Source organism: uncultured Sphingopyxis sp., assembly GCF_900078365.1.
Lineage (GTDB): Bacteria > Pseudomonadota > Alphaproteobacteria > Sphingomonadales > Sphingomonadaceae > Sphingopyxis.
Genome location: NZ_LT598653.1, coordinates 1023001 through 1039453, shown reverse-complemented (window position 1 = coordinate 1039453; position 16453 = coordinate 1023001). Strand labels below are relative to the sequence as shown.

The following is a 16453-nucleotide window of genomic DNA, read 5'->3' as shown; positions in this document are numbered from 1 at the left end:
TGCTGCCGGGCCGTCCCGGACTTGATAACCCGCGTGATGCGGGCGGGGACGTGGCCTCCGTCGCGTGATCCTCTTTGGCTGAATAAGCCGCGTGCTCCCGCGAAGGCGGGAGCCCATCTCCGGTCGGTGCCATCTTGAACCGGCCGGAGATGGGCTCCCGCCTTCGCGGGGACACAGGAAACGCTATAACGCTTCAGTCGAAGCGGATCACAATCTAACGCGAAATATCCTGCGCTGCGCTGGACACGCGGTCAAGCATCGAACGCGAAAAGGGCGCGAAATCACCGTGGATGCCGTGCTTGAGCGCCGCAAGCGCGAGGCCGTGCGTCGCCGCGTCGGCGAGGCCCTTGCCGCTCCACAAGCCGTCGAGAACGCCCGCCGCGAAGGCGTCGCCGGTCCCGACGCGGTCGATCACCGGGGTGACGAGGGTGGGATCGCTCGCGCCCCGCCCCTCCCGCGTATCGATACGCGCGGTGATCCGGTGGGCGTCGGGGCCGAGGATTTCGCGAGCGGTCGAGGCGATATGTTCGAGCGCGGGAAAATGGTCGAACAGCGCCAGCGCCGCCTCGCGCCGCCGGTCTTCGCCCTCGCCCGAAAATTCGCGGCCCAGCAGCAGCCCCGCGTCGCGATGATTGCCGAAAAGCAGGGTCGCCTGCGCGACGATCGGCTTGAGGACCGCCGCCGGATCGGGCTGCCAGCGCTCCCACAGGCGTCCGCGCCAATTGCCGTCGAACGACACGCCGATCCCGGCCGCACGGGCGTGCGTGACGGCGGCGAGCGTCGCCGCGGCGCTGCCCGGCCCGAGCGCGGGGGTGACGCCCGAGACATGCAGCCAGTCCACGCCGTCGAGCAACGCGTCCCAGTCCCAATCCTCGGAGCTGGCCGCGGCAAAGGCCGAGCCGGCGCGGTCGTAGACGACTTCGGCGGGGCGCATCGGGCCGCCGGGGAGGTGATAATAGAGGCCCATGCGGCCCGCGGGGCGGCGCACCGATGCGGTATCGACGCCATGGCGGCGCAGCTCGCCCATGACGCCGTCGCCGATCGGACCTTCGGGAACCGCGCTGATCATCGCGGTAGGGCGGCCGAGCGCGGCGAGCGCGACCGCGACATTGGCTTCGGCGCCGCCGGCATGCGCGCCGAAGCGCGCCGACTGCAGGGGCAGTTCGCCCTCCGGAACCGAGACGCGCATGACGATTTCGCCGAAACAGGCGATGCTGCGGGGAGGAGGGATCATAGGTTAGACTCTGAATCCGGTTTCGGGGGCAGCGATGCAGGTGATGGCGGCGGCGGAACCGAAGTGCGCGGTCGCCGTCTGGCCGATCGCGATCGGGTGGACCCCGGTGATCGCGCCGGCCGAAACCCACTGTCCGGGCTTGAGTTCGATCACGCCGCGGCGATGGAGGTCGGCGAGGAAATCGAGCGCGCCCCACGGGCCGTCGAGCACGTCGATCGCCCGCCCGCTGCCGACCGCCACGCCGTCGATTTGCGTTTCGACCGCCAGCGTGGCGAAATCCTCGAAGTCGAGCCGCGGCCCGAGCAGCAGGCCGTTGTTGATGCCGATGTCGGCGATGATGCCATAGGGGGCGTGGTTATGGACATCGGGCGCGGGCGAGCTTGCGACCTCGAACCCCGCGCGGATTTCGTCGACCCAGAGCGCGCCATCGCCGTTCGTCACGCGCCCGTCGGGCACGGCGCAGAGGCGCAGCATCACCTCGGACTCGATCGCACCGGCACCGCCGTCGAAGACGAAGGCGTCGCCCGGCGCATCGCCGGCGAGTTCTGCGACGCGCAGCACGGGCCCGGCGACGCGCTCGGCACCCAGCGCTTCGACGAGCGCGGGCGGGATACGCCCGACCTTCCAGCCGAGCACCGGCGCGCCGAGCGCGGCGGTGAGGCGCTGCTGCACGTCATATGCGTCCCCCAGCGTCGCGGGAATCGGCGCCGGAAAGGCGGTCAGCGCCTGCCCCGAAAGGCGCGCGGCCAGCAGCGCGGCGACCGGATCGGGGGTATCGGGCATCAGGCGAGTTTTGCGCTCAGCAGATAACGCTGGCGGCTTTCGGCCGACTGGCGCCGCAATTCGACCAGCGCGCGTTCCTCGGTCTCGTCGAGCATCGATTCGAGCAGGCGGTTGAAATGGCGCCGCATCGCGAGCCGCGCGCCGGTCGCGTCGCGATTGCGCAGCGCCGCGACGACGTCGGCATGCTCGGCCTGGCGCGCGGCGCCGTCCTTGCGGCAGACGAGCGAGTGGCTGCTCCGCACCTCGGGCAATTCCATGCGCATCCGCCACAGGCTCTCGATCACATGGATGATCGCCTTGTTGCTCGACGCGGCGGCGATCGTCATGTGAAACTCGCGGTCGATCGCGCTGATCTCTTCCTCGCTCTTGCTGTCGTCGGCCATCGCCACGAGCAGTTCGTCGAGCTTTTCGAGCGTCTCGCTCGAGATGGTCGGGGCAGCGAGCGCCGCCGCCTCGGCCTCGAACAGCGAGCGCGCCTCGGTCAGCTCGAACGCGCTGACCTTGGGCAGGATCGCATTGTCGCCGGGCAGCACCGCCTCGACATAGGCGCCCGCGCCGGTGCGGATATGAATCCACCCCGTCGCCTGCAGCGCGATCTCGGCCTCGCGGATCGTCACCCGGCTGACCTCGAACCGTTCGGACAGTTCGCGCTCGCCGGGCAGCCGCGTTCCGGGCGGATAGGTTCCGTCCAGAATCAGGCGCCGGATCGTGTCGGCGACATCCTCAAAAAGGCGGCGTTCGGCCATGGTCAATCTTCTCCCCACATAGGCGTATGGAAGTCCATACAATCAGGTAGGACAAGTTTGAAGCCCATGACCGAACTTAGTTTCCGTTCCGCCTAAATCCGCGCCCGCAGGCCGATGAAATATTTGGATCCGTAATAGTGATATTGGCGGCTGCTGCCATAAACGGGCATATAGGTCGCCTTGGGCTCGTTGAAGAGGTTGAGCGCCTCGAACCGCAGCGACACGCCGGGCATCAGCGCGAGCGAGGCGCGGAAATCGACCGTTTCGCTCGGCCCGACATAGCGCAGCTGGCTGTTGCCGCCGACGAAGTCCTGGAAATATTTGCTGCGGTAATTGTAGATCGCCTGCAGCGACACCGGGCCGAGTTCGTAATAGGCCTGCGCCGACAGAACATGTTTCGAATAGCCCGAGAGACCGGCGGGGGCGATGAGCCCTTCGCGGACCTCTTCGGTCACCGGATCATATTCGTCGCCCAGACGGATGTCCTGCGTTTCGAAGTTCGAATCGGCGTAATTGTAGCTGACCTTGGCGCCGAGACCGTCGAGCGGCTTGGGCAGGAAGCTGAAGCGCGTCGCGGCGGTGAGCTCGAGGCCGTAGATGCGCGACTTGTCGGGGCTGTTGCGCGTCTGGGTGACCGGAACGGTGACCTGCTCGCCATTGATCGTGAAAGTCTCGTCATAGACGACCGGCTGAAAGCCGCCGTTGAACTGTTTGTAATAGGCGGTCGCCGACAGCAGGCTGTCCTTGTTCGGATACCATTCGATCGCGGCGTCGGCGTTCCACGACATCAAAGGCTTGAGGCGCGGGCTGCCGTTGGCGCGGACATTGCCGATCGCCTCTTCGATCGAGGTGAAGCCGCCTTCGTTGCCGTCGCCGAGCGTGTAGGTGCGCCCGGCGCCGAGCGCGCTCGGGTTGGGACGCGACATCGCGCGATAGCCCGCTAGGCGCACCAGCGTATCGGGCGCGACCTCGAAGATCGCGTTGACGCTCGGCAAGATGCGCGTGCTGCGGCTCTTGATCCGCACCGTCTGGAAATCGCTGGTCTCGGCGAGCGTGAACCGGCCGGGATCGGTGTCATCGGGGACGAGGACGAGGTCGCTGCGCAGCCCGTTCGAGGTGACGTCGGTGCGGACGATGCGGACGCCGAAATTGCCGCGGACGGGCATATTGCCGAGATCGGCGTCATAGTCGGCCATCACATAGCCCGCGAGCGTGCGTTCGGTGACGTCGCGGTTGGCGGCCGCGCGCAGCTCGTCGGGCAGCCCTGGATCAACGGTGCCCAGATAAGCGCCGAACAGGCAATCGACGTCGAAGGTCGCCCAGCTGTTGATGCTGTTCCCCTCGGCCGCCGACAGATAGCCCGTTTGCGGGAAGGCCTGGCGGCACTGGTTGTTGATCGTCCGCTCCCCCTCCATGTCGATGTCGGAGATCAGGTCGTTGAAATCCTCGTTGCGCAGGTCATAGTCGCGAAAGGTGAGTTCGGACCAGCGCGCGCCCGCCGAAATCCGGCTGAGGAAGCCGTCGAGCTCGTAAGCGGCGTCGAAGCGGCCCGCGATGATCTCGTTGCGGCGCTTGCTCTCGTCGCGGCGGAAGCGGGCGTCGTCCCAGAAGAGATCATGGTTGTTGAGGTCGAAGCGCGGGTCGATCGTGATTGTGGGCACGAAGCTGCCCGGTGCGAGTTCGTAGATATAGGGAATGCGCTGGTCGCCCACCGGGGTCCGATCGCCGTTGAGGTCGTTCCGGTCGGTGCGCAGGCGGAAATTGCGTTCGATCTCCTTGCGGATCGTGCGCGAATAGCTGCCGTCGAAGGTCAGCGTCAGCCGGTCGTTCGGCTGCCATTCCACCGACAGGCCGCCGCCGAGATATTCTTCCGAGCGCGACAGTTCGGAACCGTTCGATTCGAGCGAGCTCGATCCTTCGAGGTAGCGGACGATGCCATTCTCGTCATATTCGACGTTGGTGAGGCCGCGCCGCGCCTCCGAAATGGTCAGGTCGCGGCGGCTTTCGACGAAGGTGCGGTCCGAATATTGGACGTCGAGGTTGACGTTGATCCGGTCCGACGGGCGCCACTGGATCGCGCCGAACGCCGCGTCGCGCTTGTCGGTCTCGCTGATCTGGCGGAAGATGTAGGAATTGGGGACGAGGTAATAGGGATCCTGGCCGTAATCCTCGCGCTGGAGTTCGTCGCAATTGCCGCTGGCGGCATTGTCGGCGCGGCACGCGACCCAGGTGCTGCTGGCGGCGTAGGTTTCCTCGGGATTGTTGGTGTCGTTGCGCTGGACGCCGATCGCGATGCCGATCGTATCGTTCGCGAACTGGTCGACATAGCTCAGCGTCCCGCGCCAGCCGATGCCGCCCGAGCCGACGATGCGGTCGCCATAGGGGTTGTACTGCGCCTTGACCTCGCCCTGGATGCGGCGCTTGCCGAAGTCGAGCGGGCGCAGCGTGCCGATCTCGATCGTGCCGGCGACGCCGCCCTCGACGAGGTCCGCCTGCTGCGTCTTGTAGATCTTGATATTGTTGACGAGTTCGGAGGGGAATTGATTGAAATTGACCGAGCGGTCGCCGCTGCCGTTCGTCGCGTCGCGGCCGTTGAAGGTCGCGTTCGAGAGGAAGGGGCCGAGGCCGCGCAGCGCGATTTCGGAGGCGTCGCCCTTTTCGCGGTGCGTCGTCGCGCCGGTGATCGTCTGGATCGCCTGACCGACCGACAGCGCAGGAAGGTCGCCGATGTCGTCGGCCGACAGCGCGTCGACGATCGCGGTTTCCTCGCGCTTGGTGTTGATCGAATTCTGGATCGTCTCGCGAATCCCGGTGACGACGATCGCGTCTTCTTCGTCCTGCACGGCAGGCGCGGCGGCGTCCTGGGCCATCGCGGGCATCGCGGCGACGAGCAAGGTCGTGCCGGCGCCGGCCAGCAAGACGGCGCGGAGCGAACGCGCACGGATTTGATTACGAGAATTCACTTCGTCTCTCCCAGATACCGATTCTGTTATGACCAATGCTGTCGAACATCGCAGCACGATTGTCAACCATTGTGTATGGCAGATTGGTTAGTCCATATTGCCATACATGATTTTAGCGCACCAATTGGCTCCGAAGCCCCGGCACGGCGCGGGCAAGCGCCTGCGTCACCAGCTTGGCGGTGACTTCGGCGCCGACATTGCCGAGATGCGTATAGTCGAACTTGCGCGTCACCTGCCCGCGCGCGCCATCGCCGGTGATCGGCGGCGGCGGAGGCGGCGCGGGGCGCGCTTTCAGCGTCGTTCCGGCTTTCGCGGCGGCGAGTTCCTCGGGGGTCGGCGGCACCTGCGCGAGCTTGGTCGCCGTCTCGGCGCCCATCTCCTGCGTCTGTGCGGCGCTGAGCGCGTTGAGATCGACGAGCGGCACGTCCATCGCCTTCGCGACGGTGCGGATCTGGTCAGACCAGCTCGCGAGCGTGTTCTTGAGCTTGCCGCCCTGGAACTCGCGCCGCGTCAGCGGGGTGACGAGCACCGGCGTCGCGCCCGCCGCCCTCACCTCTTCGACGAAGCGGCGGAGGTTGGCGGGGAACTCGGTCGTCTCGTCGGTCCAGCGTTCGGGTTTCGACGACTGGTCGTTGTGCGCGAACTGAATGAGGACCCAGGTACCGCGATAGCCCGGCACCTTCGCCTCGGCGAGCGCGATGTCCCAGCTGCCTTCCTGCCGATAGCTGCGCGTCGAACGCCCGCCGCGCCCGGTGTTGAGACACGCGACCGACGATTTGACGTGATGCGCGCAAAACGCCCCGCCCCACCCGCTGTGCGGTGCCATCGTCGAATCGCCGACGAGGATGATCTTGTACGGCTCGAGCGGCGGCGCGTCGGTGCGTTCGCGCTCCTGTGCCTGCGCCCCGCTCGCGAGCAGGGCGCAGGCCGCGGTTGCGAGAAGCCGGCGCATCACGAGAAGGCCAGTCCGCCGTTGATGTCGAGGCAGACGCCGGCGAGGAAGCTCGCGGCGGGCGACGCGAGATAGACGATCGTGTCGGCAACCTCGTCGGGATGGCCTTCGCGGCGGAGCGGCGTGTTGTTCGCGGTCGCGGCGCGGCCTTCGGGCTTCGAGAAGATGTCGTGGAAGCTGGTGCCGATCAGGCCGGGGCAGACGGCGTTGACGCGGATGCCCTGCGGCCCGAGTTCCTTCGCCATCGAACGCGTGTAGGTCATCAGCGCGCCCTTCGCGGTCGCATAGACCGACGCGCCGGGGCCGCCGCCGTCGCGGCCCGCGAGCGACGAGACGTTCACCACCGCCGATCCTTCGCCGAGGAAGGGCTGCGACGCCTGGAGGACGAGGAAGGCCGATTTGAGATTGAGCGTCATGACATGGTCGAAGAACTCCTCGTCCATCTCGCTCAGCGTCTTGCGCGCGACCATGCCGCCCGCGAGGTTGACGAGGATGTCGAGCCGGCCGCTGAAGGCGATGCCGACCTCTTCGAGCATCGCCCGGACGGCGTTGCTGTCGGTGACGTCGGCCTGAACCAGAAAGGCGTCGCCGCCCGCGTCCTGGATCATCCGGAGCGTTTCCTCGGCGGCTTCGCGGCCGCTGTTATAGTTGATCGCGACGCGCACCCCGGCGCGCGCGAGCGCGATCGAGACCGATCGGCCGATGTCGCGGCCGCCGCCGGTGACGAGCGCGGTTTTGCCCTGGAGAGTCATGTGGTGCATTTCCTTATTCTTGATTGGGAGTGGGTTGGGTGGCGACCGGTGCGACGCGACCGCCGACCAGCCAGAAACACAGGAAAGAAATCGGGACGATCGCCGCCGAGAGCGCGAAGATCGGCGCATAGCTCGTCTTGGTGAGTATGGGGACGAGCCAGGTGGTGATCAGCGTGCCCGCGACCGCGGCGGTGCCGCTGACGCCTGCGAGGCTGCCGACCGCGCCGCCGCCGAAATAGTCGCTCGGCAGCGTCTGGATGTTGCCGATCGCCATCTGGAAGCCGAAGAGGATGCACGCGATCAGCAGCACCGCGGTCAGGGGATCGCTCGCGCCGATGGTGAAGAGCAGCGCGGGGAGCATGATCGCGCAGCCGATCGCGATGCTGAGCGTGCGCGCCTTGTGGACGCTGCCGCCGCTCGTGATGATCCGGCCCGCGAACCAGCCGCCGAACAGGCTGCCGAGCATCGCGCCGACGAAGGGCACCCAGGCGAAGAGGCCGATCTGCTTGACGTCGAAGCCGAAGGTTTCGGCGAGGTAGATCGGCAGCCACGACACGAAGAGCCACCAGACCGGATCGAGGAAGAAGCGCGACAGGATGACGCCCCAGCTCTGGCGATAGCGGAGCAGTTCGCCAAGCGGCACCCGGCGGCCGTCGTCGCGGCCCGCCTCGGTGCGGCCGGTCAGGATATAGGCGCGCTCTTCCTCGCTGATCCCCGGATGCTTGTCGGGATCGGCCTTGTAGAACCAGAGCCAGGGGACGAGCCAGATGAAGCCGAGCACGCCGATGAGGAGGAAGGTGCCGTGCCAGCCGAACTGGACGAACAGAAGCGCGATCAACGGCGCCGAGATGATGCCGCCCAAGGAGGCGCCGGCGTTGAAGATGCCCTGCGCCAGCGCGCGTTCGCGCGACGGGAACCAGAGCGCGTTCGCCTTGGCCGCGCCGGGCCAGTTGCCCGCCTCGCTGACCCCCAGCGTCGCGCGCAGGAAGACGAGCAGCGGCATCGAGCGCACGAGGGCGTGGGCTGCGATCGACAGCGACCAGATGACGATCGAAAGGGTGAAACCCATCCGCGTGCCGATCGCGTCGAAGATGCGCCCGAAGAGCGACTGGCCGAAGGCGTAGAAGATCATGAAGATCGTCACCAGCAGCGCATAATCTTCCTTGGTGGCGCCGATTTCCTTCGACACTTCGGGCCACATCACGGCGAGCGCGTTGCGGTCGATATAATTGATGACGGTCGCAAGCGCGATCAGCGAGATCACGCCCCAGCGGAAGCGGCCTTTGATATTGCTCATTTCTTCGCTCCGGTCTTGGCGAGGTCGAGGCGGCCGACGGGGCCGGTCCAGGCGAGGGTTTGGCCGTCGACGGTAAGGCTGTGCTTCGCATCGGCGGCGACGTCGTCGGCGACGGCGATGACGATGCGGCGGCCGTCGACGAGGGTGACGAGGACGAGATCGACGCCCTTTTCGCGGCGATGCTCGAGCGCCGCGACGCGCGCGCTGCTCGCGACCACCGTCTCGGCCGCGGCGTCATAGGCGCCGTGCGGTTCGAGCAGGCTGACGAAGGTTGCGTTTGCCGCGCCCTCGACGCGCTGGATCAGTGCGGGCTCGCGGCGCAGGTTGAACTCGGGATCGTTCGCGCCGCTTTCGGCGAGGATGAAGCGCGCCCCCGCGGGCGGCAGCATATGGTAGCTGTAGAAGCGGCTGCCCTGCATCCACGTCAGCCGCGCCTTGCCGGCCTTGGTCCCCGTCCCGTCGACCCACAGATGCTGGTAGCCGTTCGCCTTCCCCAGCACCGGCCGCTCGGCGAGATTGCGGTCGAACGCGATGTCGCTGTCGATGATATGCCCCGAAAAATGCAGCGGCAGGTCATAGACATGCCTGCCGCTGCTAGTTCCGTGGAGGATATCGAGCGTCAGAGGATTGGCGAGGCCTTCGCCCTCGACGAGTAGCAAAGCGCGGCGGATCGCGACGTCCTTGTAGGCGCTGTCGATCTCGGCGATCGTATAGCGGGTTGGGCCTTCGAGCGATGCGGCGAGCTGACGCGTCCCCGATTTTTCGCCGGCTTTCCAGTCACCTGCGAAGTGGCTTTGCTCATCGACGACAAGCGTGTTGTGCGCGATCGTCGCGCTCGCCCAGCTGTCGTTTTCGGGCAGGTAGCGCCCGCCGTGCTTCGCCTCGACATTGAGGAAGCGCGCGGCGCCATAGTCGGTCACGACCGCGCCGGTTTCGTCATAATAGAGCCAGCCGAGCCGGTCGAAATGGCCGTGCCCCATGCCCTGCACCGTATTCTTGGCGACGAGCAGCGGCCCGGCGGGATCACTGTCGGTGCGCAGCAGCACGAGCGCGCCGCCCTTGCCGTCGGGGCCGTCGGACAGCAGCCGGGAGCCGAACGGCCAAGGCTTGGCCTTGCCCGCCGCGAGATCGGCGGCCATCGCCTGCCCCGCGGGGGTCAGCACCGTGCGGCCCTGCCACTTCGCGATCGACAGGAAGGCCGGGTCCTTGGTCGCGGCATAGCCGATGGCGACCGCGTGATAGAGCTCCTCGGTGCGCAGGCTCTTGTCGGGCATCGCGTCGTTTACGGCCAAGAAAAAGCCGTCGTGGGTCAGGTCGATCGCGGTGCGGATCGCCTTCAGCACGATGCCGCCCCGATATTCGAAGATCTTTCGGTCGGGATCGTTCGCCGCGATCGCGGCCGCGAAGACGACAAAAGGTTGCAGCGCATAGCGTTGATAATAGGGCCCTTCGGCATAATAGCCGTCGGGCGAAAAGAGCAGATCGAGCTGGCGCAGGAAGCCCGCCTTGCCGCTCTTGTCGAGCCCGAGCAGCGCCTTGTCGACGAGATCGCGGTCGCCGAGCAGATAGCCCGACAGGCCGACGCCCGCCGCCGCCCACGTCGCATGATTGTGGATGCGGTTGATGACCTGCGGCGATTCGTCCGACAGGAAGCGCGCCATCGGGCGGATCACATTGTCGTCGATGCGCTTGCGGTCGGCGGCGGAGAGCGCATCGCGGATCTGGGCATAACCCTGCACCGCGTTGACGAGGAAGACGCTATCGTTGAGGCTCTGCCAGAAAAGACGACCCGCGTTCCGGTTGGCCTTTGCGGGATGCGGTCCGAGCCCCGGATAGAGGTCGGCATAGGCAAGCAACAGGCCCCGGACATGATCGCGGTAGCGCGTATCGCCGGTCAGGCGGAAGAGCTGGCCGCCCTCGAAGATGATGCGATAATTGCGCTTGTGCTGTTCGTGGGTGAAGCCGCCGCCGGGGTCCTTGGGCACCGGCACGTTGATGCCCGCCTCGATCGACGCATCGACGTCGCGCCGCGCGCGTTCGACCTCGGCCGCGAAGAGCGGCGCATAGGCTTGCGCCGAAGCGGCGGGCGGGGTCTGCGCCGCCGCCGGGACGGCGGGCAGCGTCGCGGCGGCGAGCAGGAGCGCGAGCGTGCGGGTCACGGGCGCGCCTCGACGATATTGCCGGTGATTTGGCCGCGCGGCGGACCTTTCCACGCGAGTTCCTCGATGCGCGGCGCGGGGGTCGCGGCGAAAGCGTTCGAGGCAATGCGCGTTTCGGGCGCGCCGACCGAATGGATGACGACGATGCCGTCCGACTTGGCGAAGCTGTTCTGCGCGATGTCGCTGTGCTGGGCGCCCGAGACGCGCAGCGACGCACCGCCCGCACCGCTATTGGCGACGCTCGATCCGGTCATCGCGAACCATGGGCCGAACGTGCTTTCGTCACTGCCCTTGCGCAAGAGGTCGGCGACCATCGCGACGCCGGCGAAGCGGCTGCCGCTGATCGTCAGCCGTTCCATCGGATACCAGCCCTTCGGTTCCTGCTCGCCGGTCGCGGCGACGACGACGCCCATTGCGGAAAAATCGCTTTCGGTGATCGTCACATCGTTGGCGAAGGTGCCGGGCGCCATGGCGATGCCGTCGAGGCGGCCCTTGCCGGGGCCGCGCACAGACACGCCCTCAAGCGCGATGCTATAGTTGGGCGCGACGCTGGCGCCGACCGCGATCAGCGCGCCGTCGCCGGGGGCCGCGCTGGCGTCCACGGACAGATTTTCGAGCCGCAGCCCGCCGCCGCCCTCGATCCGTGCGAGGCTCGACGCGACGCGCAGCACGGGCTTCGCATCCTTCGCGCCCGCGATGGTCAGCCGGTGGCGCACCGTCAGCGGCGCGGCGATGTCATAGGTGCCGGTGGCGAGCGCCAGCGTGTCGCCGGCTTTCGTATCGGCAACCGCCTCTGCAAGCGAGGCTCCCGCCGCGATCGGACGCGTGGCGCCGGCGCCGAACGCCGCCTCCGGCGCATCGCCGCGATACCAGCTCGCGCCGACTTCATCGCGGGTCACGGGCATGAGGTCGCGCGGCGCACCGACGGCGGCCAGCGCCGGGTCGGTGGGATAAAGCAGACCGTTGGCGGCGCGTTCGAGCGCGACCTCGCGCTGCTCGACGCCGGTTGTCAGTAAAGGATTTGCGACCTTCGCCTCGACATTGTCCGCGAAGGCGATGCCGCCGATCTCGCCTTCGGCGCGGAACGGGTCCGCACCCTTGGCGCCGACGATCAGGTTGCGCTCGAACCGGCTGTCCACGGGCGGCGCCGAGCGTTCGGCGTCGGCGCCCGCCGCGAGCGTGATGCGCGCGACGTCGATGATGCTGTTGCGCTCGATCCGCGCGTTCGCGACCTGATGATAGCGGTTGATCACCGAATTGGGCACGCCGTTCATCACGGTGATCGCGCTCTTGAACGAGCTGCCCGCGAGCCCTTCGAAATAATTGTCGCGCACGATCTGGTCGCGGTTGATGATGCGCACGCCGCCGGTGTCGGGCACGCCCTTGCCGAAGAAGATGTTGCGCTCGACGAGGTTGCCGTTGCCGTGGCGGAGCACGAAGGCGCCCTGGGATGCCAGCACCAGATTTTCGCGGATGATATTGCCGCCCGCCTTGACCGAGACGATCTCGACCTCGCCGCTCGTGCGGTCGAAGATGTTGCGCTCGACGATCGTGTGGCTGTCGGACAGCGATTCCTCGCTGGTGCCGATGCGGATCGTCTCGCCGCCATTCGAACCCAAGGGCGGGCGCGGGCCGAAATAATTATGATCGATGCGATGGCGGTTGTCGAGCGGGTCGCCCGCGCGGCGGATCACCGCGAGCGTCACGCCGGCGTTGGTCTTGCCCTCGAAATGCGAATGGTCGACGCGGTTGCCGGTGCCGTAGAGCGCGACCCAGATGTCCTCGGCGCGGCGGTCGGCCTTGCTGAAGCCGTCGATGACGGTCTCGGTGACGCGGCTGTCGGAAGCGAGCGTTTTGGAATCGCGGCGGAAGCTGATGACTTCGCGGGTCGGGCTCGCGCCATTTTTGAAGACGAGGCCCGAGACGAGAAGATGCTTTCCGCCGATGCGCAGGTTCGACTGGCCGGTGAGCAGCACCTTGCCCCTGGTCTGCGCGGTCAGCGCGATCGGCCGCTCCGCAGTGCCGGCCCCGGTGAAGACGATCTGGAAATCGCGCCATTCGCCGTCGGCGAGGATGATCGTGTCGCCCGGCTGCGCCTTTTTCACCGCGGCCTGATATTGCGCCTGGTCGGCCACGAGCAGGTCGCGCGCCAGCGCCGGATGCGCCGTCGAGACCAGCATCGTCAGTGTTAAAATCGCCCTTATCCGCACCGCGCCTCACCCTTTTTATGATTCTCGCCCATTGGACTACACAAGAGGTAGGACAATATCAACCCGATTATGGTATGAATCATGGGTTGACATATTGGTCCTACAAGAGGAGCCTCTGCCCAAACATAGTCTATCAGGGAGAGTGGGATGATTCGGGGCAGCCTCGGGCGCGTTTCGCGCGGCAAGATGAATTTCGCGGCGATTCTGCTGGGCACGACGGCCATGTCGATCGCCGCCGTTCCCGCGTTCGCGCAGGATGCGGCGCCTGCCGATGCCCCCGCCGATGAGGCGGGCGATGACGCGATCGTCGTCACGGGCATCCGCAGTTCCCTTGCTACCGCGCTGGACGAAAAGCGCACCTCCGACAATATCGTCGAAGTCATCCAGGCCGAGGATATCGGCAAGCTGCCCGACCAGAATCTCGCCGAAGTGCTGGAGAATGTCACGGGGGTTCAGATCACGCGGCAGGCGGGCGTCGGCAATGCCGTGCAGATCCGCGGCACCGACGCCAACCGCACCGAAATCAACGGCGTGTCGACCGTCGGGTCGGGCGCCGGGCGATCGGGTATCAGTTTCGAGGATCTGCCCGCGGCGCTGATCGCCTCGGTCGAGGTCACCAAGGTCCCGACCGCGCAGACGATCGAGGGATCGGTCGGCGGCACGATCAATTTGCGGACAATCCGCCCGCTCGACCTCAAGGAACCGCTGATCGCCGCGCGCGCGCAGATGGAGAACAGCGATCTCGCGAAATCGACCCTGCCGCGGCTGTCGGCGACGGTCGGCAACCGCTGGGACACCGGCATCGGCGAGATCGGCATCGTGGTGAGCGGGAGCTATGCCCGGCAGGACGTCGCGGCGTTCAAGCCGCGCGTCGACCGCGACGCGGTCGTCCTCCCCGGCTCGGGACCGAGCGCCGAGGCCTTTCCCTTCCTGCGCATCCAGTTCTTTCAGCAGGGATTGGAGAATTACGAATATGAAACCTACAACGGCACCGCCGCGCTCGAATGGAAGCCCAATGACGATTTGAAATTCTATTTCGACGCGACGCTCAACAACCAGACGCGCGGGCAGCAAAGCCACCGGGTGCAGATTTCGGGAACCGCGACGCCGTCGGTCGTCGATGCGACCGACAATACAGCGTTCGAAACCGTCAACTGGGGCACGCTCGATGGCCCCGACGGCCCGATCGACCTTGGCAGCGTCGACGCGACGGTCGCGGGCACGCTCGGCATCGGCGGCGCCACCGGAACGGTGATCGACCCGAATATGCGCACGTCGAGCGACACCGGCGCGCGCGTCACCAAGAGCAGGGTGTTCGACCTCGGCAGCGACTGGCAGGTGACCGACAAGCTGCGGATGCGCGCGGAAGTGTCGCTGTCGACCTCGAAATCGGACTTCCCCAACTTCTCGACGACGCTCGATTTCATCAACCCCAACGGGCCGCAGCCGCAAATCGGTCGCAGCATCGACAATGGCGTGCCGATCGAATTCGACCTGCGCGGCGGCACGCTGCAGTTCGGCATCGATCAGGCGAGCCCGTTCGCGCCGACGACGGCACAATTGCTCGATCCCGCCAATTACCAGCTGCAGCAGGTCGCCCAGGGCGCCAACACGACCGACAATCAGGAAAGGGCGGCGCGCCTCGATTTCTCCTACGATACGAGCGACCTCAATCCGTTCGTGACCTCGATCGACTTCGGCTATCGCTGGAACCGGACCTCGGCCGAAAACAACGAATTTTCACGGAATGTCAGCCTGACCAACACGACGAGCGCGTGGAACCGGCCGTCGGGCGACCTGTTTTCGGACATATTGATCCCCGGCCCCGACAACTTCAACGCGGCCGACGGGCGCCGGCTCTATTTCTCCGACTTCCTGCTGATCGACGGCGGGCTGGCGTTCGACGATCCCGCGAAGGTGCTCGACGCGCTCAACGCCGCGATCGACGCGAGCAATGCCGCCGCGACCGAGGGGCCGCCCGTCGCGTCGCTGGTGACGCCGACCGAATCCTTCGCCGGCTTCTTCAAGATCAAGGAAACGACGAACGCCGCCTATTTCCAGGCGAATATGGAGGGTGAGATGGCCGGCATGCCGGTGCGCGGCAACGCCGGGGTGCGCTGGCTGCACACCAGCCTGTCTTCGACCGGCAACAATATCGCGAACGACGAGGTCACGGGACAGACCGTGGCGAAAAGTTCGTATAATTTCCTGCTGCCGCGCTTCAATCTGGTGCTCGAACCCGCCGACCGCTTCCTGGTCCGCGCCGGCATCGCGCGCGACATTCGCCGCCCGAATTTCGACACGCTGTCGACCTCCTTCTCCTTCGGCACCGGCGCCAACACGCCGGTCGCGGTGGGCAACCCCGACCTCGTCCCCGAAGCGGTGTGGTCGTTCGACCTGTCGGGCGAATATTATTTCGCGCCGTCGAGCCTGATCAGCATCGGCTTTTTCCACAAGAGCCGCACCAATTTGTTCGCGCAGCGGCAGGAAGATCCGGCGCCCAATCTCGACGCCGACGGCAACCTCAACATTTCGATCGACCCGTCATGCCCCGACGGCGGCATCTATAATCCGATCGCCAACCGCAACATCAACAACCCGATCCAGGGCGTCGGCATCTGCGTTCCGCGCAGTTCGACCTTCAACGTTCCCGGCACGACGACGCAGACGGGTATCGAGGTCGCGTTCCAGCACGATCTGTCGGCGTGGGAGGATGTGCTCGGCTTCGCCTCGGGCTTCGGCTTCATCGGCAATTTCACCTATCAGAAGGCGGGCGGCTCGGCGCGCGAATATCGCGACGCCGACGGGCCGCGGACGGTGTTCACCCAGCTCGGCTATCCGGGGTCGCAGGACCTGATCTCGCTGACCAACCTGTCGAAATATGCCTATAATGCGACGCTGTTCTACGACAAATACGGGCTCAACGCGCGCGTGCGCTATACGTGGCGGTCGAGCTATGTGTCGGACGATCCCTTCTTCTTTGGCCTGCCGCTGATCAACGGGGCGCGAGGGCAGCTCAACGCCAGCATCAATTACGACATCAACGATCACATCAATGTCGGCGTCGAGGGTATCAACCTGCTGCGCGGCGACCAGAACCAATATTGCGTCAACAACAAGGCGCTGCTCTGCTTCCAGGGTCTGACCGATCGCCGGATCACCGCCGGGCTGAGCGTGAAGTTCTAGACCGACGCATAAAGTCCTTATCTTGTCATCCCGACGAAGGCCGGGATCTCGCCGGTGCGTCAGGATGCGAGGGCGAGATCCCGGCCTTCGCCGGGATGACGATTCAATTAAGAATGAGGCCGAGGCAACATGGGTTGCCTCGGCCTCAAACTGCGTGAACCGCTTCCGATC

The 16453-nt window shown here is 66.2% G+C and carries 10 protein-coding genes; 1 reads left to right on the top strand and 9 read right to left on the bottom strand.

Features of this window, described 5'->3' with window-relative positions; translation table 11 throughout:
• Window positions 1–214: 214 nt before the first annotated feature.
• The 9 genes from QZL87_RS04550 to QZL87_RS04510 form a co-directional block, all read right to left on the bottom strand.
• Window positions 215–1234: a sugar kinase gene (locus QZL87_RS04550; protein ID WP_295324315.1), complete on the bottom strand. Its 1020-nt coding sequence runs from the start codon at window positions 1232–1234 to the stop codon at window positions 215–217.
• A gap of 3 nt (window positions 1235–1237) precedes the next feature.
• The gene (locus tag QZL87_RS04545) at window positions 1238–2017 is read right to left on the bottom strand and encodes a 2-keto-4-pentenoate hydratase (protein ID WP_295324311.1); all 780 of its coding nucleotides are present in this window, start codon (window positions 2015–2017) and stop codon (window positions 1238–1240) included.
• Complete coding sequence (locus QZL87_RS04540) at window positions 2017–2763, bottom strand: FCD domain-containing protein (RefSeq protein ID WP_295324308.1); 747 nt, start codon at window positions 2761–2763, stop codon at window positions 2017–2019. The genes QZL87_RS04545 and QZL87_RS04540 overlap by 1 nt, the downstream gene beginning before the upstream one ends.
• A gap of 92 nt (window positions 2764–2855) precedes the next feature.
• Window positions 2856–5726, bottom strand: coding sequence for a TonB-dependent receptor (locus tag QZL87_RS04535; protein ID WP_295324304.1), 2871 nt, complete (start codon window positions 5724–5726; stop codon window positions 2856–2858).
• A 112-nt stretch (window positions 5727–5838) separates the two neighbouring features.
• Window positions 5839–6678: a rhamnogalacturonan acetylesterase gene (locus tag QZL87_RS04530; RefSeq protein ID WP_295324301.1), complete on the bottom strand. Its 840-nt coding sequence runs from the start codon at window positions 6676–6678 to the stop codon at window positions 5839–5841.
• Window positions 6678–7430: an SDR family oxidoreductase gene (locus QZL87_RS04525; RefSeq protein ID WP_295324298.1), complete on the bottom strand. Its 753-nt coding sequence runs from the start codon at window positions 7428–7430 to the stop codon at window positions 6678–6680. Before QZL87_RS04525 ends, QZL87_RS04530 begins: the two co-directional genes overlap by 1 nt.
• Window positions 7431–7443: 13 nt before the next feature.
• Window positions 7444–8727, bottom strand: coding sequence for an MFS transporter (locus QZL87_RS04520; protein WP_295324294.1), 1284 nt, complete (start codon window positions 8725–8727; stop codon window positions 7444–7446).
• Window positions 8724–10886 (bottom strand): heparinase II/III family protein, encoded by a 2163-nt coding sequence (locus QZL87_RS04515; RefSeq protein ID WP_295324290.1) that lies wholly within the window; start codon window positions 10884–10886, stop codon window positions 8724–8726. Before QZL87_RS04515 ends, QZL87_RS04520 begins: the two co-directional genes overlap by 4 nt.
• Window positions 10883–13066, bottom strand: coding sequence for a chondroitinase-B domain-containing protein (locus QZL87_RS04510; RefSeq protein ID WP_295324287.1), 2184 nt, complete (start codon window positions 13064–13066; stop codon window positions 10883–10885). The genes QZL87_RS04515 and QZL87_RS04510 overlap by 4 nt, the downstream gene beginning before the upstream one ends.
• A 177-nt stretch (window positions 13067–13243) precedes the next feature.
• Here QZL87_RS04510 and QZL87_RS04505 point away from each other — a divergent pair, with 177 nt between their 5' ends.
• Window positions 13244–16282, top strand: a complete 3039-nt coding sequence (locus QZL87_RS04505; RefSeq protein ID WP_295324283.1) for a TonB-dependent receptor — start codon at window positions 13244–13246, stop codon at window positions 16280–16282.
• Window positions 16283–16453: the final 171 nt, after the last annotated feature.